Origin of the sequence: Streptomyces sp. LaBMicrA B280 (assembly GCF_049222185.1) — a bacterium.
GTDB classification, from domain to species: Bacteria; Actinomycetota; Actinomycetes; order Streptomycetales; family Streptomycetaceae; genus Streptomyces; species Streptomyces murinus.
The window spans coordinates 329,802-350,193 of sequence record NZ_JBMJCT010000033.1; the positions used below are offsets into that span (position 1 = coordinate 329,802).

A 20,392-nucleotide genomic window follows, 5' to 3' on the forward strand; every position below is an offset into this window, starting at 1 on the left:
ACGTACGGGCACGTCAGGCGCCTGATACCGTTCCCCGCCAACGGCCGACGACCACCCCCACCTGGTCCGCCGCCCCCAAAAACGTTCCGTCGCTGAGAGGTTGGAGCATGCCGGACGACGCCGCCGCAGCCCGCGCCGCCGCCGAAGAGGAGTCGGCCTTCTCGCACGACCCGGTCGACCCCGACGCCACCGCCTCCTACGGCACCCACCCCGACCAGGTGATCGACTTCTACGCCCCCCGCACCCCAGGGGACACCCCGGCCCCGCTGGTCGTCGTCCTGCACGGCGGCGCCTGGCGCGCCCGCTACGACCGCCGGCATGTCACCCCCTTCGCCGACTTCCTGGCCCGCCGGGGCTTCGCGGTGGCCAACGTCGAGTACCGCCGCGGCGGCGACACCGAGCCCGCGGACGGCACCCCGCCCGCGGGCCGCTGGCCCGACACCTTCGAGGACGTCGCCGCCGCCCTGGACGCCCTCCCCGACCTGGCCCGTACGGCGCTCCCGGGGGCCGACGTCCGCCGTACCGTCCTCACCGGCCACTCCGCGGGCGGCCACCTCGCGCTGTGGGCCGCCGCCCGGCACGTCCTGCCCGCCGACTCCCCCTGGCGGCTGCCCGAGCCCGCCCCCCTGCGTGGCGTCGTCGCCCTCGCCCCGATCGCCGACTTCACGGTCGCGGAGCACCTGGCCGTCTGCGAGCACGCCTCCCTCCAACTCCTGGGCGGAACCGAGCACTTCGAGCGGCGCCTGCCCTACGCCGACCCCAGCCTCCTCCTCCCGACGGGCATCGCCACCACCCTCGTACAGGGCCGCGCCGACCTCGTCGTACCGGAAACGGTCAGCGAGGCGTACGCGGACGCCGCGGCGAACGCGGGGGAACCGGTGGGCCTGACCCTGCTGGCGGACGTGGGCCACTTCCCGCTGATCGACCCGGCGGCGGACGCGTGTGCCGCGGTCGCGGAGGAGATCGCGCAACTGGCCTGGTGAAGCGGATCGCACAGGCCGGACGGCGGCACCCGAGCAGGCGCGCCGGGGCCCCGGGTCATACCCGTAGTACCTGAGAACTACCCCCCAGGACAGCTCCCCGGCGGGACGCCGACGACGACTCCCGCTTTCTAACTTCCTTACCAGCGAAGCCCGATGGCCGGGCCCGCTGGAAGGAAGCCGTCATGGGGCGCCTCGCGCACCGTACCCGTCGTACCGTCGTCGCCGCCCTGCTCGCCGCGGCGCTCACCGTCCCCCTGTCCGCGGCCGCCCGTCCCGCCGTCCCGGCTCCGGCCCCCGCGGCCCTGCCGCCGCTCACCCCGGTGGTCGAGGAAGTCGACGATGCCGCGCAGCTTGGCGTTGTCCAGGCCGGTGGCGGCGAGCGCGTAGGCGCCGTCGATGGGCCCACGGCGACTCCCGGCGGGCCGCGGCGGACCGGGCCGTCGCCTCGACGCGGCGGCAGCTGCTGGCCTTCGACGGGCGGGGCGCGGGCCTGGCCACCGAGGTGTCCGGCGATCTCGTGCACGCCGGGCGCGTCGCGGTACTGGTCCCCGGCTCCGACACCTCCCTCGACACCTACCCCCGCTTCCACCGCGCGGCCGAGGCCCTGTACGAGGCGGCGAACCGGGGCCCCGGCCCCCGTACCGCCGTCGTCGCCTGGCTCGGCTACCGCACGCCCGGCACGGTCAGCACCACGGTCGCCACCACCACCCGCGCCGACGAGGCGGCACCGCAACTCCAGGCACTGGTAGGGAAGTTGCACGCACTCGCCCCGGCCGGCGCGCGCCTCTCCCTCGTCTGCCACTCCTACGGCTCCGTCGTCTGCGGGCGTGCCGCGCGCGGTCTCGACGATGTGGCCGACATCGCCCTGGTCGGCAGCCCCGGCACCGGCGCGGACGATGTGGCCGCACTCGGCACCCGCGCCCGCGTCTGGGCGGCGCGCGGCGGCGACGACTGGGTGGCGGACGTGCCGCACGTACGCGTCGACCTGCTCCTCGCCACCGTCGGCCTGGGCACCGACCCGGTCTCCAGGGCCTTCGGCGCCCGGGTCTTCGACGCGGGCCCCGCCGACCACAGCGGCTACTTCACCCCGGGCTCGGCCGCCCTCGCCAACCTGGCCCGGATCACCCGCGGCGAGACCTCGGAGGTCACCCGTGGCTGACAGCCCCGCGAACAAGGGGATCCGGCAGGCCGTACGGCAGGGCGCGCGGCGCGTCGACGAGGCCACGCCCGGCTCCCGCGACCGTGCCGTCGACGCCCTGCGGGCCTGCGCGATCCTCGGGGCCGTCCTCGGCCACTGGCTGGTCACCGCGCTGGTCGCGCACGACGGCGGGCTGCACACCGCCAGCCCGCTCGGGCGCATGCCCTGGCTGGCCCCGGTCTCCTGGATCTTCCAGACCCTCGCGGTGTTCTTCCTGGTGGTCGGGCATGTGGCCACCAAGAGCCTCGCCTGCGCGCGCGCCCGCGGGCTGACGTACGGCCAGTGGCTGCGCGCCCGGCTCGGCCGCCTCGCCCGTCCGGTCCTCGCCCTGCTCTGCCTGTGGACCGTGGTCGCCGCCGGTCTGCTGCTCGGCGGCGCGTCGGCGGACACCGTGCACACCCTCGTGAAACTCGCCCTGTCCCCGCTGTGGTTCCTGCTGGTCCTCGCCGCGCTGACCGCCGCGACCCCGCTCGTCGCCCGCCTCCACCCCCTGTGGCCGCTCGCCGTCGTCCTGCATGTGGACGTGCTGCGCTTCGGCCTGCACCTCGGCCCCTCCTGGCTCGGCTGGGCGAACCTGCCCGCCGGCTGGCTGGTCCCCTACACCCTGGGCGCCGCCTGGACCCGCGGCGAACTGGACACCCGCCGGGCGGGCCGGGTCCTGCTGGCCTTCGGTACGACGGCCACGGTGGGCCTCGTCTGCTGGGCGGGCTACCCCGCCAGCATGGTCGGCGTCCCCGGCGCGGCCATCTCCAACCTGGACCCGCCGACCCTCGCCGCCGTCACCTTCGGCCTCGCCCAGTGCGGCCTCGCGCTGCTGCTGCGCGACCGGCTGCGCCGCGCGATGCGCCGCCCGCTGCCGTGGGCGGCCGTGGCCGCGGTCAACCTCTCCGCGACGACGATCTTCCTGTGGCACCAGACCGCCCTGATGGCCACCACCGCCGCGACCCTCCCGGTCGGCCGCCTGCCCGGCCTGCACACCGCCCCCGACGGCCCCGCCTGGATCGCCGCCCGGCTCGGCTGGCTCCCGGTGTTCGCGCTGGTCCTGGCGGTGTGCTGGGGCGCGTTCCGGTCGTACGAACAGGGCGGCGCCGGTGCCGGTGCCGGCGCCGGTCGTCGGTGGGGGCGGGGGCGCGGGCGGCGCAGCAGGGTGGTCCGGGTGCACCGGGGTGCCGGGCACGCCAACGGGGCGGCGGGTGGCGGGGATACGGGGGCTGTCCCCCGTGTTCCGCGAGGTCACGGTGTCTAAGGTGGACGGCGTGACGGAATCGGGGGATCGTCAGGGGTCCGCACTGCTCGCGGACCGCGGGCGGCGGGGACTGTGGGTGCAGCGGGCGCTGGGGGCGCTGGCGGTGCTGCGCGACGATCTGTGGACGGCGCGCCGCGATCCGCTGCCCGTGTTCGTCTGGCTGCGCTGGCTGCCGCACGGACTGGTCTGCCTGGCCGCGTTCGGGGTCGCGGTCGGCGGCGTGGCACAGCTGGGGAACAACGGCGGGCTGAATCCGGGCGCCGCCTCCGCGATCGGCTTCGCACCGGCGGGCGCGGTCCTGCTCGCGCTGCGCCGCCCGGTCGCGGCCTGGTGGCTGTCCATAGCGGCGGCCGCGGTGTGCGCCGTCGTGGTGCGCGAACACCTGGGGAGCACACCGGGGGTCGTGTTCTCCTGGCCGTGGACGCCCGCCGGGATCATCGGTCACCTGCTGGTCCTGCTGCTGCTCGCGCTGCGGGTGCGCGCCCGGGTGGCGGTCGAGGCGCTGGTCCTGACCGCGCTGCTGACCTGGACCCTGGAAGGCGGCCTGGGCGCGGGCGGCTACCAGCCGACCGGGGTCGCCGCGGTGGTCCTGTCCGCGGTGGTCACGGTGCTCGGCATCGCCCTGCACGGCCGTCGGCAGGCACGTGACGAACTCGTCGAGCAGACCAGCCTCACCGCCGAGGAGCGGGCCCGGCGCACCCTCCTGGAGGAGCGCAGCCGCATCGCCCGGGAGCTGCACGACGTGGTCGCGCACCATATGTCGGTCATCTCCATCCAGGCCCAGGTGGCCCCCCACCTGGTGGAACGGCCCTCGCCCGAGCTGGTCGAGAACCTCACGGGCATCCGGCAGAACGCGCTGGAGGCACTGACCGAACTGCGCCGGGTCCTCGGGGTGCTGCGCTCCGCACACCCCGACGACCCCGAAAGCCCCTACGGGCTCGGCGCGCCCGGCACCGGCGCCGCCCCCGACGCCCCCCAGCCCACCCTGGCCCGGCTCGGCACCCTGATCGAGAACACCCGGGCCACGGGGCTGGACGTGAGCGCGGAGGTCCGGGGCGCGGTACGGCCGTACACCCCGGGCGTGGAGCTGTCGGCGTACCGGATCGTGCAGGAGGCGCTGAGCAACGCGCTGCGGCACGCGCCGGGATCCCGGGTGCGCGTCGAGGTCGTCCACGGCCCGGACGGGCTCCAGCTGGAGATAGCCAACTCCCGCCCCCGGCGCAAGGTCCCGCCCTCCCCGGGCGCCGGGCACGGACTGCTCGGCATGCGCGAGCGCGCGGCGATGCTCGGCGGCCGGGTCACCGCGACCGCGACCGCCCAGGGCGGCTTCACAGTCACGGCCTTCCTGCCCGGCGACGGCACCCCGTCCGACGGCCCGTCCGAGGACCCGTCCCCGGCCCCCTCGCCCCCGCCCCCGCTCCCGCCCATGTCCACCACAGGAGAGCAGACCCCATGACGAGCGGCGAAGGCCCCATCCGCGTACTCATCGCCGACGACCAGGAGATGGTCCGGCAGGGCTTCACCGTGCTGCTCAACGCCCAGCCCGGCATCGAGGTCGTCGGCCAGGCGGTGGACGGCCGCGAGGCGATCACGAAGTCCGCCGAACTGTCCCCGGACGTCGTCCTGATGGACATCCGCATGCCCGAACTGGGCGGCATCCAGGCCACGGAGCACATCGCCGTCACCCAACCCGCCGTCAAAGTACTGGTGCTGACCACCTTCGACCTGGACGAGTATGTGTACGACGCGTTGCGCGCCGGCGCCTCCGGGTTCCTGCTCAAGGACGCCTCCGCCGACAAACTCGCCGAGGCGGTACGGGTGGTGGCGGGCGGCGACGCGCTGCTCGCCCCCGGTGTCACCCGGCGCCTCATCGCCGAGTTCTCCCGCCTGCACGGCGGCCGCCGCACCCCCCGGCACCGGCGCGTCGGGGACCTCACCGAACGGGAGACGGAGGTACTGGCGCTGATCGCGCAGGGGCTGAGCAACGCGGAGATAGCGGGCCGGCTGGTGGTGGCCGAGCAGACGGTGAAGACCCATGTGGGCCGGATCCTGGTGAAGCTGGGGCTGCGGGACCGTACCCAGGCCGCGATCTTCGCGTACGAGTCGGGGCTGATCCGGCCGGGGGCGCGGTGAGGTCCGGATGCCCCGGGTAGTACCTGAGACGGAGGCCGGGGAACCCGACTCCAAGCGGACGACCGGACACCGTCCGCCGCTTACCGTTTCCCGTGTGACCGAGACGACGCCCCCGCACCCGACAGGACCGTTCGGGTCCGGCCGCCCGCGCAGCCCGGAGATCCGGCTGGCCGCGGATGCCCTCGCCGGGCTGCGGCAGGACCTGTTCCACGACGCCTTCGCCTACCGGCCGCTGCCCCCGCTGGGCCCCGACAGCCGCTTCGTGCGCCGCCGTTCGGGCCGGCCGCGGGAGTACGCGCCGTGGATCCCGCACGCCGTGGTGGTCCTCTTCGGCGTGCTGGCGATGTGGATCACCCTGTTCCACTCCGGCACCTCCACCGCGGCGGCCCTGATCTGCGGACTGCTGGTCCTGGCCCCGGTCCTGCTGACCCTGGTCCGCCCGGCCGGGGCGTTCTGGCTGTCCCTCGCGGCCTGCACGGTCACCGGGATGGTCACCGGGGGCGACTGGGTGAGCGGCATTTGGACGCCGGGCGGTTTCTTCTCCCACCTGGTGGTGCTCACCGTCGTGGCGATCCGCACCCGGCCGCGCACGGCGGCCTGGATGTGGGCGCTGACCGGCGCGTACAGCGTCTTCGACGCGAGCCTGTTCGGCCAGGCGTACGACCAGGGCGACATAGCCCAGATGATGTTCCTGTCCGCGCTGATCCTGCTGGTGGTCGCCGTGCGGCAGGTCCGCAAGGAGGCCGCGCGCGAGGTGACCGCGCAGCAGACGGTGACCGAGCACGAGCGCTCGCGGCGCACCCTGCTGGAGGAGCGCACCACCATCGCGCGGGAGCTGCACGACGTGGTCGCCCACCACATGTCGGTGGTCGCCATCCAGGCGGAGGCGGCGCCGTACCGGGTGGAGAACCCGCCGCCGGAGCTGGAGAAGGCGTTCGTCACCATCCGGGAGAACGCGGTGGCGGCCCTGACCGAGCTGCGCCGGGTCCTCGGGGTCGTCCGCGCGGAGGACTACGCGGCACCGGACGCCCCGCAGCCCACGCTCGCCGACCTGGACCGGCTGCTCGCCAATGTCCGCGAGGCCGGGCTCACCGTGGACAAGGCGGTGACCGGCGCGGTGCGCGAACTGCCGCAGGGGGTGGAGCTGTCCGCCTACCGGATCGTGCAGGAGGCGCTGAGCAACACCCTGCGGCACGCGCCGGGGGCGAGCGCCCGGGTGGAGGTCTCCTACGTCCTCGGCGGGCTCGGCCTGCGCGTGGTCAACGGCCCGCCGCCCGCGCCGAGCCTGCTGAAGCCGTCACCGGGCGCGGGGCACGGCATCACGGGCATGCGCGAGCGTGTCACCATGCTGGACGGCGAGATGACGACGGCCCGCACGACCGAGGGAGGCTACGAGGTGGCGGTGTTCCTCCCCGTGGCGACCCAGGCGGCCCCGGCGGCCCCGGCGGCCGAATCCGAGGGTGGCGCATGACGATCCGTGTCCTGATAGCGGACGACCAGATGATGGTCCGCGAGGGCTTCTCCGTCCTGCTGAACGCGATGCCGGACATCGAGGTCGTCGGCGAGGCCGTCAACGGCCGCGAGGCGGTGGAGCGGGTACGGCAACTCGCCCCGGACGTCGTCCTGATGGACATCCGCATGCCCGAGCTGAACGGCATCGAGGCGACCCGCGAGATCGTCGCGGCCGACGCCGCGGCGAAGGTCCTGGTGCTGACCACCTTCGACCTGGACGAGTACGTCTACCAGGCGCTGCGCGCGGGCGCCTCCGGCTTCCTCCTCAAGGACGCCTCGGCCCGCCGACTGGCCGACGGCGTACGGGTGGTGGCCGCCGGTGAGGCGCTGCTCGCGCCCTCCGTCACCAAGCGCCTGATCTCCGAGTTCTCCCGCCTCTCGGAGGTCCGCCGCCCCCTGCCCACCGCGCACGGGGCCTACGGCGACCTCACCGACCGCGAGACCGAGGTCCTCGTCCTGATCGCCCAGGGCCTGTCCAACGCGGAGATCGCCGAACGCCTGATGGTGGCCGAGTCCACGACCAAGACCCACGTCAGCCGCATCCTGGTCAAACTGGGTCTGCGCGACCGCACCCAGGCGGCGGTGTTCGCGTACGAGGCGCGGCTGGTGACGCCGGGCTGAGCCGGTGGCCTGGTCAGATCCGGTCCGGCGGGTTAGCGTCGGCGCATGTCAGGGCCTGTAGACCTCGCTTTCGATCCCTGGGACCCGGCGTTCGTGGCCGATCCGTACCCGGCGTACGCCGAGTTGCGGGCGCGCGGGCGGGTGGTCCGGTACGCGCCCACGGACCAGTGGCTGGTGCCGCACCACGCGGACGTCTCGGCGCTGCTGCGGGACCGGCGGCTCGGGCGGACGTACCAGCACCGCTTCTCGCACGAGGAGTTCGGGAAGAGCGCGCCGCCGGCCGCGCACGAGCCGTTCCGGACGCTCAACGATCACGGGATGCTGGACCTGGAGCCGCCGGACCACACCCGGATCCGGCGGCTGGTGTCGAAGGCGTTCACCCCGCGCACGGTGGAGCGGCTGAAGCCGTATGTGCGCGGCCTGGCCGACGAGCTGGTCGCGGGCCTGGTCCGGGACGGCGGCGGCGATCTGCTGACGGATGTCGCCGAGCCGCTGCCGGTGGCGGTGATCGCCGAGATGCTGGGGATCCCGGAGGCGGACCGGGGGCAGTTGCGGCCCTGGTCGGCGGCGATCTGCGGGATGTACGAGCTGAACCCGTCCGAGGACACGGCGGCGCGTGCGGTCCGCGCCTCGGTCGAATTCTCGGAGTATCTGCGGGAGTTGATCGCCGAGCGGCGCAGGCGTCCCGGGGACGACCTGATCTCCGGGCTGATCGCGGCGCACGACGAGGACGACCGGCTGACCGAGCAGGAGATGATCTCCACCGCGGTCCTGCTGCTCAACGCGGGCCACGAGGCCACCGTCAACGCCACGGTCAACGGCTGGTGGGCGCTCTTCCGCAACCCCGCCCAGCTGGCCGCCCTGCGCGCCGACCACCGCCTGGTCCCGACCGCGATCGAGGAGCTGATGCGCTACGACACCCCGCTCCAGCTCTTCGAGCGCTGGGTCCTGGACGACATCGAGATCGACGGCACGGTGATCCCGCGCGGCGCCGAGATCGCCATGCTCTTCGGCTCCGCCAACCACGACCCGGCCGTCTTCCCGGACCCCACCCGCCTCGACCTCGCCCGCGCCGACAACCCCCACATCTCCTTCAGCGCCGGCATCCACTACTGCATCGGCGCCCCCCTGGCCCGCCTCGAACTGACCGCCTCCATGACCGCCCTCCTGAACCAGACCCCCACCCTCACCCTGGCGAAGGAGCCGACCCGCAACCCGAACTTCGTGATCCGGGGGCTGGAGGGGCTGAGCGTGGAGGTGCGGTGACGGCACGCTGGTGCTCGCCTGACAAGGAGGGCACCATGACGGTTATGACGCACGCATCCCCGTTGACCGTGGAGGAATTCGAGAAGCTCGCGGCGCTCGCGGCGCGGGAGTTCGAGACCGTCAGGTTGGAGTTCATCAACGGACGGATCGGCATCAAGGGCATGACGGACGGCAGCCACGCCGAGATCATCAGGTGGCTGCAGGAGCGCTGCATGATGTCCGGCACCGATCTGTGGCTGTACGGGGGCGGGGAGGTGGGGCTGAAGGCGGAGAGCTGTCGCAAGGGCAGGGCGCTCCCCGACGCCGTGCTCGCGCCGCGCGGGACATTCGTCGGCAAAGGGAACTGGGCCGACACGGCGGACGTCGTGATGACGGTCGAGGTCACCTCGTACGACGCGGACACGCACCGTCGTGACCGGGAGGAGAAGCCCCTCGGGTACGCGGACGCCGGTATCCCCTCCTACCTGCTGATCGACCGGGACGACTGCTCGGTCACCCTCTACGGCGATCCGGTCCAGGGCATCGGATACCGCAGCGCCGAGAAGAAGCCCTTCGGTGCCAAGTTCTCCCTCCCGGAACCGCTGGGGATCGAGATCGACACCGAGGACCTCAAGCAGTACGTCGGCTGAGCGCCGCCCTCACCCCGCCACATCCCTCCTCCGCAGTCCCGCCAGCCCCACCCCCACCAGCACCACCGCGATCCCCGTGAGCGCCAGCAGCGGTGGCCAGTGCACCGGGCCGCCCGGCAGCTTGGGGAGGTGGGTGAAGGGGGAGAGGTCCAGCAGGGGCCGGGGGGCCTTCAGGGCGGGGCCGATCCAGCCGAGGAGGAGGACGGCACCGGCGACACCCCAGGCCGCAAACGCGCCGCGGGGCAGGACGCCGTAGAGCAGGACGGCGATGCCGCCGATGACCCAGATCGCCGGGAGCTGGACGAGGCAGGCGGCCAGCAGCGGGCCGGTGTCCTTGCCGTAGCCCGCCGCGAAGCCCAGACCGGTGAGCAGCATCAGCAGGGCCGCGCCGCCGAAGGCGATCACCAGATGCCCGGCGGCCCAGCGCAGCCTGCCGACCGCGCCCGCGAGCACGGGTTCGGCCCGGCCGGAGGACTCCTCGCCGCTCAGCCGGAGCACCGACTGCACGATGTACAGCGCCGCCACCAGCCCCAGCATCCCGGTCAGCGCCGCCAGCAGCGCGTTCGTCAGCCCCGACTGCCCGCCCATCCGCTGGAAGATCTCCCGCGCCTGTTCGCTGTCGCGCACCAGGTCCGTCGCGCCGGTCGCGACCCCGCCGTACGCCACCCCGGCGACGAAGAACCCGAGCCCCCAGCCCAGCACGCCGCCCCGCTGCAACCGCCAGGCCAGCGCGCCCGCCCCGCCGAGCCGTCCCGCCGCCGGTCCCGGACGCGTCGGCAGGAAGCTCATCCCGACGTCCCGGCGTCCGGCCAGCGCATAGGCGACCGCGCCCTGTACCAGTGCCGCCGCCGCGAACAGCGCGAGCACCCACCAGCGTTCGCCCGCGAAGGCCCGCAGCTCCTCCAGCCAGCCGAGCGGCGACAGCCAGGTCATGGCGGAGGAGCCGTCGGACGACGCCGAGTCGCCCGCCGCGCGCAGCACGAACGCCGCGCCCAGCACCCCCGACGTCAGCCCCCGGGCCAGCCGCGCGCTCTCCGTCAGCTGGGCGACGATCGCCGCCATGGTCGCGAAGACCAGCCCGGTCCCGCCGACGCCGAGCCCGAACGCCACCGCCCCGGCGCCGCCCTGCGCGGCAAGGCCCGCCGCGATCAGCACCGCGAGGACCGCGTTCGCGACCGCCGCCGTCACCAGCGCGGCCGTCAGCGGGGCCCGCCGCCCGACCGCCCCGGACGACACCATCTCCTGGCGCCCGCTCTCCTCCTCGTCCCGGGTGTGGCGCACGACGACCAGCAGGCTCAGCACCGCAGCGAGCGCACCGGCGTACACCCCGACCCGCCAGGCCGTGAGCGCGCCCAGCGAGTCGGCGAAGACCGGTCCGACCATGGCGCGCAGCGAGGTGTTCGCCGCCATCTGGTGCATCAGGTCGGCGCGGGCGGCGGGGGTGCCGTAGATCGACCGGAGGCTGCCGGGCATGGACAGCACCATCAGCGCGATCACCGCGATCCACACCGGGATCATCACCCGGTCCCGGCGCAGCGCGAAGCGCACCAGGGTGCCGGTACCGGCGAACGACCGCTCACCGCCCGCCCGTTGTGACACGACGGCAGCGCTCACACCGCCACCCCGTCCGTCTCGGCGTCGGCGTCGGCGTCGGTGTCGGCGTCCTGCGCGTAGTGCCGCAGGAACAGCTCCTCCAGCGTCGGCGGTGTCGACGTCAGCGTCCGTACCCCGGACTCGACCAACGCCCGCAGCACTCCATCGAGTTGATCGGTGTCCACCTGGAGCCGCACCCGCCGGCCCTGTACGTCGAGGTCGTGCACGCCCGGCAGCTCCGTCAACCCGACCGGCTCGCCCATGAGTTCGGCGCTCACGCTGGTCCGGGTCAGATGCCGCAGCTCGGCCAGCGAACCGCTCTCCACCGTCCGCCCCGCGCGGATGATGCTGACCCGGTCGCACAGCTGCTCCACCTCGCTGAGGATGTGGGAGGAGAGCAGGACCGTACGGCCGCGCGCCCGCTCCTCCTCCACGCAGTGCCGGAAGACCTCCTCCATCAGGGGGTCGAGGCCCGAGGTCGGCTCGTCCAGGATCAGCAGGTCCACGTCCGAGGCGAAGGCGGCGACCAGGGCGACCTTCTGCCGGTTGCCCTTGGAGTAGGTGCGGCCCTTCTTCGTCGGGTCCAGCTCGAAGCGTTCGGTCAGTTCGGCGCGCCGCCGGGCATCGAGGCCCCCGCGCAGCCTGCCGAACAGGTCGATGACCTCGCCGCCGGACAGATTGCGCCACAGGGTCACATCGCCGGGCACGTAGGCGATCCGCCGGTGCACCTCCACCGCGTCCCGGAAGGGGTCGCGCTCCAGCACCCGTACCGCGCCCGCGTCCGCGCGCAGCAGCCCGAGCAGCACCCGGATGGCGGTCGACTTGCCCGCGCCGTTCGGCCCGAGGAAGCCGTGCACCTCACCGGTCCCGACCTCCAGGTCGAGGCCGTCCAGCGCGTGGGTACGGCCGAAGGACTTGTGCAGCCCGGCGACCGTGATTGCCTTCGTCATGGGCCCGAACGTACGCTTCTTTCACAAATTTGTGAAGTTACCGAAGGTCCCTAAGTTTGGGTACGGTGGGCACCATGACGGATGCGGTGGGCGCGGTAGGGGCGGGGCGGGATCCCGAGGCGGTCTCGACATTCGTGGAGCACTTCGCGGCCCAGCTCGTGGAGGCCGGGATGACCCGTATGCCCTCCCGGGTGTTCGCCGCCCTGCTCGCCTCCGACACCGGCACCCTGACCTCGGCCGAGCTGGGCGAGCGGCTGAAGATCAGCCCGGCCGCCGTCTCCGGCGCGGTGCGCTACCTCTCCCAGGTCCACATGGTCTCCCGGGAACGCGAACCCGGCTCCCGCCGTGAGCGCTACCGGGTGCACAGCGACCAGTGGTACGAGGCCCTCACCAGCCGCAACGCCATCATCAAGCGCTGGGAGGACGCCCTGCGCGAGGGCGTCACCAGCCTCGGCGCCGACACCCCCGCGGGCCGCCGGCTGGCCGAGACGCTGGACTTCTTCGAGTTCATCGAGCGGGACGTGGCGGAGATGATGGAGCGCTGGCGGGCCTACCGGGACGAGAAGCTCTAGCGCTCCTTCGTCTCCTCCAGCACCGTCCGCCCCACCAGCGCGTACCGCTCCGGCGCCCGCCGCTTGAGGTACTGCGCGTACGCCACCCCCACCACCGCGACCGCCCCCACCAGCCACGGCGTGGCCCGCAGCACCAGCGATCCCGACTCGCTCCCTGCCGCCGCCCCCATGTTGGACACCAGCAGCACCACCACCCCGAGCATCGCCACCCCGCCCACCAGCGGAGCGGCGAACGTGCGGAACCAGTGCCGGCTCTCCGGGTGGTGCGAGCGGAAGTACGCCAGCACGGCGAACGAGCACACGGCCTGGACGACGAGGATCGCCATCGTGCCGAGGATCGCGAGCAGCACGTACGTACCGGTGTAGGGATCCTTCCCCGCGATCCAGAACGCGCCGATCAGCACCGCCGCCACCCCCGTCTGCACCAGCCCGGCGATGTGCGGCGAGCCGTGCCGGGCGTGGGTGCGGCCGACGGTGCGCTTCAGCGAGGGCAGCACGCCCTCGCGGCCCAGCGCGTACAGATACCGCGCGGCGCAGTTGTGGAAGGCCATCCCGCAGGCCAGTGACCCGGTGATCATCAGCCACTGCATGACGTCGACGGCCCAGTGGCCGACGTACCGCTCGGTGGGGACGAAGAACATCGAGAGGGGGTTCGCGGAGGACGCCGCCCGCACGGCCGCCGCCTCGCCGTTGCCGCAGATGGCCATCCAGGAGACGAGGACGTAGAAGACCCCGACGCCCAGGACGCTGACCATCGTCGCCTTGGGAATGATCCGCTTCGGGTCGCGGGACTCCTCGCCGTACATCGCCGTGGACTCGAAGCCGACCCAGGACCAGAAGGCGAAGAAGAGGCCGAGCCCGGCGGACGTGCCCTTGAAGGCGTTGACCGGGTCGATGGGCGCGAGGCTGAACCCGTGCGGGCCGCCGCCGTGCAGGGCGACGGACACGGCCATCGCGGCGAGCACCGTGACCTCGGTCGCCAGCAGCACCACCAGCAGTTTCTCGGCGACGCTGACCCCGAACCAGGTGCCGGTGGCGTTGATCGCCAGCATCAGGACCGCGAAGGACCACCAGGGCAGGTGCAGCCCGGTCTGGTCCCGGAGGGTGGTCGTGGCGAAGGTGGAGAAGATCCCGATGAGCGCGGGCTCGAAGACGACGTAGGCGAAGGTGGCGAGCAGCCCGGAGGCGAGCCCGATCGTGCGGCCGAGGCCGTAGGAGATGAATCCGTAGAAGGCGCCCGTCGAGGTGATGTGCTTCGCCATCGAGGTGAATCCGACGGAAAAGATTGCCAGTACGACCATTGCCACGAGATAACTCGCGGGCGCCCCGATGCCATTGCCCGACGACACCATGAAGGGCACGTTCCCGGTCATCGCGGTGATCGGCGCGGCCGTCGCCACGGCCATGAACACCACGCCGAGCAGCCCGACGGCATTGGGTTTCAGTCGATGAATCGTTTCGCCTCCGTCGGTCCCCGCCGTCGGTACGACACCTTCGTCCACTGCCATGAATGACCCCCTCCGGGTCCGCTCCCTGGGTCCTGATGGAGCAGGATGCTGGACGAGAAGGGGGCACGGGAAGGGGTCGGGACGGTTAAATATTTGTCACTAGACCATTGGGGCGAGGCGTGCGGGGTCACGGGCGGGCGGGGAGCACCAGCCCCCACGCCCCCTCGGCCACCCGCCAGGTCCGGCGCCGTACCGGGCCCGTGACCTTCGCGTCGGCCCGGTAGTGGAAGTCGGGGCCGGTGACCGTGACCGTGCGCCCGAGGGCCCGCAGGGGGCCGGCCTCGGCGCCCACGGAGAGGGGATGGACCTCCAGTTCGGCGAGGCCGCCGGTGGCCGGGGCCAGGGAGAGGGACTCCACCGGCTGGTCGAGGTCCACCAGCGCCTCGCCGTCGACCTCCACCCGCAGCCGGGTGGGGCCGGGGGCGGGTATCGCGGACAGCCGGGTCGGGCGCGGGCTCAGGGTGCGCACCAGGGACCGGTACCAGGGGCGGGCGGCGGCCGCCATCGGCGCGGGCGCGGGCACCCGCGTTCCGATCTACCCGCGCCGGGGCCGGGGGGATGGCGAGCCCGCTGAGCACCAGGCCGCCGCTGTCGTCGGCCAGTAGGTCCAGGCGCCGCTCCGCGCCGTCGAGCACCGCCCGCGCCGCCGCCACCGCCCCGGTCGGCACCCCCAGGGAGGCCGCCAGGGTGAGCGTCTCGCCCACCGGCACCACCGACAGCACACATCCGGCCAGTTCCCGCTCCCGGTGCAGCAGGGTCACCGCGCGCATCAGGGCGGTGTCGTCGCCCACCACCACCGGCCGGCGGGAACCCCTACGGCCCAGTGCCCGGGCGAATTCCTCCGGGCCCTCCGGGAGACACACCTTGGCCGCCGCACCCGCGCTGAGCACGTCTTTCGCGATCCGTACGGACTCCCCGTCCGTCTGCCGTGCCCCCGGATCGATGATCACCAGCAGCTGATCGGACATCGCGAAAGTCGCCACCTCGGTCCTGCCTCGCTTCCTCGGGTAGCATCTTTGTGCAAGAGCCCCTTGCGCTATTGCGCCAGGGGCTTCGTCTATTCCGGGGCATCCGGTCCGACGGTTGTGCGGCCAACGACGGTCGCGGTGGCACGCGGCGGTGAACCTTACGCCCGTGCCCCTGACCTTGGACATGCCCCGCCCGGAAGGGGTGTACGCGCGTGCCCGCACTTGTGCTGCTCGGTGCTCAGTGGGGTGACGAGGGCAAGGGGAAGGCCACCGACCTGCTCGGTGGATCGGTGGATTATGTGGTGCGATACCAGGGCGGCAACAACGCCGGCCACACGGTCGTCGTCGGCGACCAGAAGTACGCCCTCCACCTCCTGCCCTCCGGCATCCTCTCTCCCGGATGCACGCCGGTCATCGGCAATGGTGTCGTCGTCGACCCCTCGGTCCTGCTCTCCGAGCTGAGCGGTCTGAACGAGCGGGGCGTCGACACCTCCAAGTTGCTCATCAGCGGCAACGCGCACGTCATCACGCCGTACAACGTGACGGTCGACAAGGTGACAGAGCGCTTCCTCGGCAAGCGGAAGATCGGCACCACCGGTCGCGGTATCGGCCCCACCTACGCGGACAAGATCAACCGCGTGGGCATCCGGGTCCAGGACCTGTACGACGAGTCGATCCTCCAGCAGAAGGTGGAGGCCGCGCTCGACGTCAAGAACCAGGTCCTCACCAAGCTCTACAACCGCCGTGCCATCACCGCCGACCAGGTGGTCGAGGAACTGCTGGGCTACGCCGAGCAGATCAAGCCGTACGTCGCCGACACCGTGCTGATCCTCAACCAGGCCCTGGAGCAGGACAAGGTCGTGCTGTTCGAGGGCGGCCAGGGCACGCTGCTCGACATCGACCACGGCACGTATCCCTTCGTCACCTCCTCCAACCCGACCGCGGGCGGCGCCTGCACCGGCGCGGGCGTGGGGCCGACGAAGATCAGCCGGGTCATCGGCATCCTCAAGGCGTACACCACCCGGGTCGGCGCCGGTCCGTTCCCGACCGAGCTGTTCGACGAGGACGGCGAGGCGCTGCGCCGGATCGGCGGGGAGCGCGGTGTGACCACCGGCCGCGACCGCCGCTGCGGCTGGTTCGACGCGGTGATCGCGCGCTACGCGACCCGGGTGAACGGCCTGACCGACTTCTTCCTCACCAAGCTGGACGTGCTCACCGGCTGGGAGCAGATCCCGGTCTGCGTGGCGTACGAGATCGACGGCAAGCGCGTCGAGGAACTGCCCTACTCCCAGACCGACTTCCACCACGCGAAGCCGGTCTACGAGAACCTGCCGGGCTGGTCCGAGGACATCACCAAGGCGAAGACCTTCGCCGACCTGCCGAAGAACGCGCAGAACTACGTCAAGGCGCTGGAGGAGATGTCCGGCGCCCCGATCTCCGCGATCGGCGTGGGCCCGGGCCGGGACGAGACGATCGAGGTCAACTCGTTCCTCTAGGGCCGGACGAGAGGCCCTGGGCCCCTGCGACCCCCCGGTAATTCCTTTCGGTAAGCCGGAGTTCGACCCCTCTTCACCGTGCGGCAGCGCCCGCCGGATCCGCCTTCGGGCGGGACCGGCGGGCGCTCTCGCATTTCGCCCCACCTGACTCATCCTTGACCTGGACATGGTCATTTCCTGGTTTGCGGCGATGAGGGGCGCGAGCACGATCTACGCGGGTAGCCTCCGCAGGGAGCGACCCCCGCACGCGCCAACTCCAGTCTCAGGAGCCTCGAATGACCCACAGTCCCATGAACCGCCGGCAGTTCGTGAAGAAGTCGGCCGTCACCGGCGCCGCCGTCGCCGCGGCGGGCGCGGTGGGCAGCGGCACCGCCGAGGCGGCCGAGAAGGGTCATGGCCACGGCCACGAAAAGGCTCCGCGCACCTGGTCGTTCTCCATCCTGGGCACCACCGACCTGCACGGCCACGTCTTCGACTGGGACTACTACGCCGACGCGCCCTACACCGACAAGGCCGGCAACTCGGTCGGCGTGGCCCGCGTCGCCACCCTCATCAAGCAGCAGCGCGAGGCCAAGGGCGAGCACCGCGTGCTGCTCGTCGACGCCGGTGACATCATCCAGGGCACCTCGCTCGCCTACTACTTCGCCCGGGTCGACCCGATCACCGGCACCGACGGCAAGCGCGGCCCCAAGCACCCCATGGCCACCGCCATGAACCACATGCGCTACGACGCCGCCGCCCTCGGCAACCACGAGTTCAACTACGGCATCGAGACGCTGCGCAAGTTCGAGGACCAGTGCGACTTCCCGTTGCTCGGCGCGAACGCCCTGCACGCCAAGACGCTGCGCCCGGCCTTCGAGCCGTACACCGTCAAGCACATCAAGGTCCCCGGCGCCCCCGACATCAAGGTCGGCATCCTCGGTCTGACCAACCCCGGCATCGCGATCTGGGACAAGGACAACGTCGGCGGCAAGCTGGTCTTCCCCGGCCTGGTCGAGCAGGCGAAGAAGTACGTGCCGCGGCTGCGCGCCCTCGGCTGCGACGTCGTCTTCCTGACCGACCACTCCGGTCTGGACGGCTCCTCCTCCTGGGGTGACGAACTCCCCTACATCGAGAACGCGTCCAACCTGGTCGCCGAGCAGGTCCCGGGCATCGACGCGATCCTGGTGGGCCACACCCATGTCGAGGTGCCGTCGTACACCGTCAAGAACGACGAGACCGGCGAGGACGTCCTGCTGTCCGAGCCGTACTGCTGGGGCTACCGGCTCAGCGTCTTCGACTTCGAGCTCGAACTGCACCACGGCCAGTGGAAGGTGACCAGCAAGAAGGCACAGACCCTCAACCCCAACGGGGTGGCCGAGGACCCGCAGATCAAGAAGCTCCTGGAGGCCGACCACGAGCTGGTGGTGAAGTACGTCAACACCCCGGTCGGCACCTGCACGGCGGACCTCTCGGCGGCGGAGTCCTGCTGGAAGGACGTGCCGATCATGGACTTCATCCACAAGGTCCAGATCGAGACGGTCAGGACCGGCCTGTCCGCGGCGGACGCCGCCCTCCCGCTGATCTCGGTCGCGGCGCCCTTCAGCCGCACCGCCGACATCCCGCAGGGCAACGTCACCATCAAGGACATCGCCGGGCTCTACATCTACGACAACACGCTCTACGCCAAGAAGCTCACGGGCGCCCAGCTCAAGGACTACCTGGAGTACGCGGCCAAGTACTACGTCCAGGTCCCGGCGGGCACGAAGGTCGACACCGCGACCCTCACCAACGCCAACAGCTTCTGGGACTACATGTACGACACCGCCGCGGGCGTCGACTACGACATCGACATCGCCCAGCCCGAGGGCTCCCGCATCAAGAACCTCAGCTACGACGGTGCCGCCGTCGCCGACGACCAGGTCTTCGTGGTCGCCGTCAACAACTACCGCGCCAACGGCGGTTCGGGCTACCCGCACATCGCGTCGGCGGAGATCGCGTACAGCTCCACCAACGAGATCCGCGACATGATGATCGACTACGTCACCGCGACCAAGACCCTCGACCCGGCCGACTTCGCGGTCACCAACTGGAAGCTGACCCAGGCGGGCACGCCGGTCTTCTGACCCGACCGGCCCGGCCACCGGCCACCAGGCACCAGGCATCACGCACCCGCCCACCCGCGCCACGGGTGGGCGGGTGCCGTACGTCGGGACGCCCGCGCGGCGCCCGCCCCGGTCAGCTGAAGACGATCATCGAGCCCTGGGCCAGCGAGCGGGTCGCGGCGGCGTGCAGGCCCAGCCAGACATGGCGTTCGCGGGAGAAGGGGTTCGGGTCGTAGGGGGTGGGGGCGGCCGGTTCCTCCAGTTCGGTGGGGGCCGCGGGCGGAGCCGGGGGCGCCGGGGGGTTGGCCGGATCGATGCCGATGACCGGGGCGACGTACTGGAGTTCGCGCAGCAGCGCCTGGGCTGAGCCCAAGGGGCCGCCGCCCGCCAGGAGTTGCTCGTCGGACAGCGGATGCGGGAAGTCGACGGGGACGTAGGCGCCCGCGTGGTCGTAGTGCCAGACCAGGTGCGACTGCTGGGCCGTGGACTCGAACATCTCCAGCAACTGCTCGTAGTCCCCGCCGAGTTCGTCCACCGGTGTCACCGGCAGGCCGCAGACCTGGAGCAGATAGGCGCGGCGCAGGAAGTGCAGGGCGTCGTAGTCGAACCCGGCGACCGGCGCGACCTCCCCGGACAGCCCCGGCATGTACGGGTGCACCGGTACCGGCGGCAGCCCCGCCGCGGCCAGCGCGTGGTTGTAGTGCGCGAGTTCCTCGGCGAACGGATTGTCCGGCGTGTGGCACAACACGTCGACGAGCGGGACCAGCCACAGGTCACAGGCCAAAGAGAGCTCCTCACACAAAGAGGTGGTCCGGGAAGCGTAATCGGTGCCCGGGTGCTCCCATACCCCCACGTCCGCTCAGCTCTCGGACAGATCTTCCAGCAGGGCCAGCGAGTGCGCGTTGGCCGCGGCGACCAGGGCGCGGGCGGCCTCGGTGTCCCGCCGGGCCAGGGCCTCGACCAGCTCCGTGTGGCCGGCCCACAGCCGGCCGCGCAGATCGGGCAGGCGGCGCAGCCGCTGGACCGCGCAGACCCAGGACTGCACGCGCAGCCGGTGCAGGAAGTCACCGAGGTAGGGATTGCCGAACAGGACGCTCAACTCGCGCCAGAAGCGCAGGTCGTAGCCGATCAGCACGGTGAGGTCGCCCGCGCCCGCGGCACGCTGGGCCTCCTCGCCGCGGCGGCGCACGGTGGCCAGCAGGGCGAGGGTGCGCGGGTCCTCGGGCGGGGTGCGGAAGGCGGGATGCCCGGCGGCGAGGGCCTGGAACATGCCGTCCGTGACCAGGCTGCGGGCCTCGATCATGTGCCGGTAGTCGGCGAGCGAGTACTCGGGCACCCGGAAGCCGCGATGCTGGTCGGCCTCCAGCAGGCCCTGCGCGGACAGGTCGACCAGCGCCTCGCGCACCGGGGTGGCGGAGACGCCGTACTGGTCGGCGATCTCCTTCACGGTGAACGCCCGGCCCGGCCGCAGCCGCCCCGCCAGCACCTCGTCACGGAGCGCGTCCGCGATCTGCTGGCGCAGGGTGCTGCGGGTGACGATGCCGTTGCCGGGCATGGCCGGTCTCTCCTCACGCGTATGGGTGACGTGCTCGCACGTCTGGCCGACTCCGCAGAGTCTTACGAGCACGTCACC

Annotated in this window: 17 protein-coding genes and 1 pseudogene; 12 read left to right on the forward strand and 6 right to left on the reverse strand. The window is 72.3% G+C overall.

Translation table 11 applies throughout. The features are described 5' to 3' along the window. The first annotated feature begins 107 nt into the window (after nt 1–107). The 9 genes from ACLF5H_RS26460 (at nt 108) to ACLF5H_RS26500 (ending at nt 9,588) form a co-directional block, all read left to right on the forward strand. Entirely contained in the window at nt 108–983 is an 876-nt protein-coding gene (locus ACLF5H_RS26460; protein WP_421678510.1) for an alpha/beta hydrolase, read from the forward strand. 517 nt (nt 984–1,500) lie between these two features. Further along, a complete protein-coding gene (locus ACLF5H_RS26465) occupies nt 1,501–2,142 on the forward strand; it encodes an alpha/beta hydrolase (protein WP_421678511.1) in 642 nt (213 codons plus the stop codon). Continuing rightward, nucleotides 2,135–3,427, forward strand: a complete 1,293-nt coding sequence (locus ACLF5H_RS26470; protein ID WP_421678512.1) for an acyltransferase family protein — start codon at nt 2,135–2,137, stop codon at nt 3,425–3,427. Before ACLF5H_RS26465 ends, ACLF5H_RS26470 begins: the two co-directional genes overlap by 8 nt. Nucleotides 3,428–3,470: 43 nt before the next feature. Beyond that, entirely contained in the window at nt 3,471–4,883 is a 1,413-nt protein-coding gene (locus ACLF5H_RS26475; RefSeq protein WP_421678566.1) for a sensor histidine kinase, read from the forward strand. After that, nucleotides 4,880–5,560, forward strand: coding sequence for a response regulator (locus tag ACLF5H_RS26480; protein ID WP_421678513.1), 681 nt, complete (start codon nt 4,880–4,882; stop codon nt 5,558–5,560). Before ACLF5H_RS26475 ends, ACLF5H_RS26480 begins: the two co-directional genes overlap by 4 nt. 94 nt (nt 5,561–5,654) lie before the next feature. Further along, entirely contained in the window at nt 5,655–7,031 is a 1,377-nt protein-coding gene (locus ACLF5H_RS26485; RefSeq protein ID WP_421678514.1) for a sensor histidine kinase, read from the forward strand. Then, nucleotides 7,028–7,693, forward strand: coding sequence for a response regulator (locus ACLF5H_RS26490; protein WP_421678515.1), 666 nt, complete (start codon nt 7,028–7,030; stop codon nt 7,691–7,693). Before ACLF5H_RS26485 ends, ACLF5H_RS26490 begins: the two co-directional genes overlap by 4 nt. A gap of 45 nt (nt 7,694–7,738) precedes the next feature. Continuing rightward, a complete protein-coding gene (locus tag ACLF5H_RS26495; protein ID WP_421678516.1) occupies nt 7,739–8,959 on the forward strand; it encodes a cytochrome P450 in 1,221 nt (406 codons plus the stop codon). A 35-nt stretch (nt 8,960–8,994) separates the two neighbouring features. Continuing rightward, nucleotides 8,995–9,588 (forward strand): Uma2 family endonuclease, encoded by a 594-nt coding sequence (locus ACLF5H_RS26500; RefSeq protein WP_421678517.1) that lies wholly within the window; start codon nt 8,995–8,997, stop codon nt 9,586–9,588. Between the two features lie 9 nt (nt 9,589–9,597). Here the strand turns inward: ACLF5H_RS26500 and ACLF5H_RS26505 are convergent, their stop codons facing one another. Both ACLF5H_RS26505 and ACLF5H_RS26510 read right to left on the reverse strand, forming a co-directional pair. Next, nucleotides 9,598–11,202: an ABC transporter permease gene (locus tag ACLF5H_RS26505; protein WP_421678518.1), complete on the reverse strand. Its 1,605-nt coding sequence runs from the start codon at nt 11,200–11,202 to the stop codon at nt 9,598–9,600. Beyond that, entirely contained in the window at nt 11,199–12,131 is a 933-nt protein-coding gene (locus ACLF5H_RS26510; RefSeq protein WP_421678519.1) for an ATP-binding cassette domain-containing protein, read from the reverse strand. The genes ACLF5H_RS26505 and ACLF5H_RS26510 overlap by 4 nt, the downstream gene beginning before the upstream one ends. Before the next feature lie 74 nt (nt 12,132–12,205). Here ACLF5H_RS26510 and ACLF5H_RS26515 point away from each other — a divergent pair, with 74 nt between their 5' ends. Next, the gene (locus ACLF5H_RS26515; protein WP_421678520.1) at nt 12,206–12,703 is read left to right on the forward strand and encodes a GbsR/MarR family transcriptional regulator; all 498 of its coding nucleotides are present in this window, start codon (nt 12,206–12,208) and stop codon (nt 12,701–12,703) included. Here ACLF5H_RS26515 and ACLF5H_RS26520 read toward each other — a convergent pair. Both ACLF5H_RS26520 and ACLF5H_RS26525 read right to left on the reverse strand, forming a co-directional pair. After that, nucleotides 12,700–14,211, reverse strand: coding sequence for an APC family permease (locus ACLF5H_RS26520; RefSeq protein WP_421678521.1), 1,512 nt, complete (start codon nt 14,209–14,211; stop codon nt 12,700–12,702). The two genes, ACLF5H_RS26515 and ACLF5H_RS26520, sit on opposite strands and share 4 nt — an antisense overlap. Nucleotides 14,212–14,338: 127 nt before the next feature. Beyond that, nucleotides 14,339–15,179: pseudogene (locus tag ACLF5H_RS26525) on the reverse strand (diacylglycerol kinase). 212 nt (nt 15,180–15,391) lie between these two features. On the opposite strand from ACLF5H_RS26525, the gene ACLF5H_RS26530 reads away from it, so the two are divergent. Both ACLF5H_RS26530 and ACLF5H_RS26535 read left to right on the forward strand, forming a co-directional pair. Continuing rightward, a complete protein-coding gene (locus ACLF5H_RS26530; RefSeq protein WP_421678522.1) occupies nt 15,392–16,675 on the forward strand; it encodes an adenylosuccinate synthase in 1,284 nt (427 codons plus the stop codon). Between the two features lie 275 nt (nt 16,676–16,950). Then, nucleotides 16,951–18,780 carry a bifunctional metallophosphatase/5'-nucleotidase gene (locus ACLF5H_RS26535; RefSeq protein WP_421678523.1) on the forward strand — a complete coding sequence of 610 codons (1,830 nt, stop codon included), beginning with the start codon at nt 16,951–16,953 and terminating at the stop codon, nt 18,778–18,780. A 112-nt stretch (nt 18,781–18,892) separates the two neighbouring features. Here ACLF5H_RS26535 and ACLF5H_RS26540 read toward each other — a convergent pair whose 3' ends face one another. Both ACLF5H_RS26540 and ACLF5H_RS26545 read right to left on the reverse strand, forming a co-directional pair. Further along, a complete protein-coding gene (locus tag ACLF5H_RS26540; protein ID WP_421678524.1) occupies nt 18,893–19,543 on the reverse strand; it encodes a hypothetical protein in 651 nt (216 codons plus the stop codon). Nucleotides 19,544–19,618: 75 nt separating this feature from the next. Further along, nucleotides 19,619–20,314 carry a GntR family transcriptional regulator gene (locus ACLF5H_RS26545; protein ID WP_421678525.1) on the reverse strand — a complete coding sequence of 232 codons (696 nt, stop codon included), beginning with the start codon at nt 20,312–20,314 and terminating at the stop codon, nt 19,619–19,621. Nucleotides 20,315–20,392 lie beyond the last annotated feature (78 nt).

Excerpts from the sequence above, each read along its gene's own strand:
- ACLF5H_RS26515 (WP_421678520.1), top strand. The coding sequence starts at position 12,206 with ATGACGGATGCGGTGGGCGCGGTAGGGGCGGGGCGGGATCCCGAGGCG.
- ACLF5H_RS26480 (WP_421678513.1), top strand. The coding sequence starts at position 4,880 with ATGACGAGCGGCGAAGGCCCCATCCGCGTACTCATCGCCGACGACCAG.
- ACLF5H_RS26495 (WP_421678516.1), top strand. The coding sequence starts at position 7,739 with ATGTCAGGGCCTGTAGACCTCGCTTTCGATCCCTGGGACCCGGCGTTC.
- ACLF5H_RS26520 (WP_421678521.1), bottom strand. The coding sequence starts at position 14,211 with ATGGCAGTGGACGAAGGTGTCGTACCGACGGCGGGGACCGACGGAGGC.
- ACLF5H_RS26510 (WP_421678519.1), bottom strand. The coding sequence starts at position 12,131 with ATGACGAAGGCAATCACGGTCGCCGGGCTGCACAAGTCCTTCGGCCGT.
- ACLF5H_RS26535 (WP_421678523.1), top strand. The coding sequence starts at position 16,951 with ATGACCCACAGTCCCATGAACCGCCGGCAGTTCGTGAAGAAGTCGGCC.
- ACLF5H_RS26490 (WP_421678515.1), top strand. The coding sequence starts at position 7,028 with ATGACGATCCGTGTCCTGATAGCGGACGACCAGATGATGGTCCGCGAG.
- ACLF5H_RS26545 (WP_421678525.1), bottom strand. The coding sequence starts at position 20,314 with ATGCCCGGCAACGGCATCGTCACCCGCAGCACCCTGCGCCAGCAGATC.
- ACLF5H_RS26500 (WP_421678517.1), top strand. The coding sequence starts at position 8,995 with ATGACGGTTATGACGCACGCATCCCCGTTGACCGTGGAGGAATTCGAG.
- ACLF5H_RS26460 (WP_421678510.1), top strand. The coding sequence starts at position 108 with ATGCCGGACGACGCCGCCGCAGCCCGCGCCGCCGCCGAAGAGGAGTCG.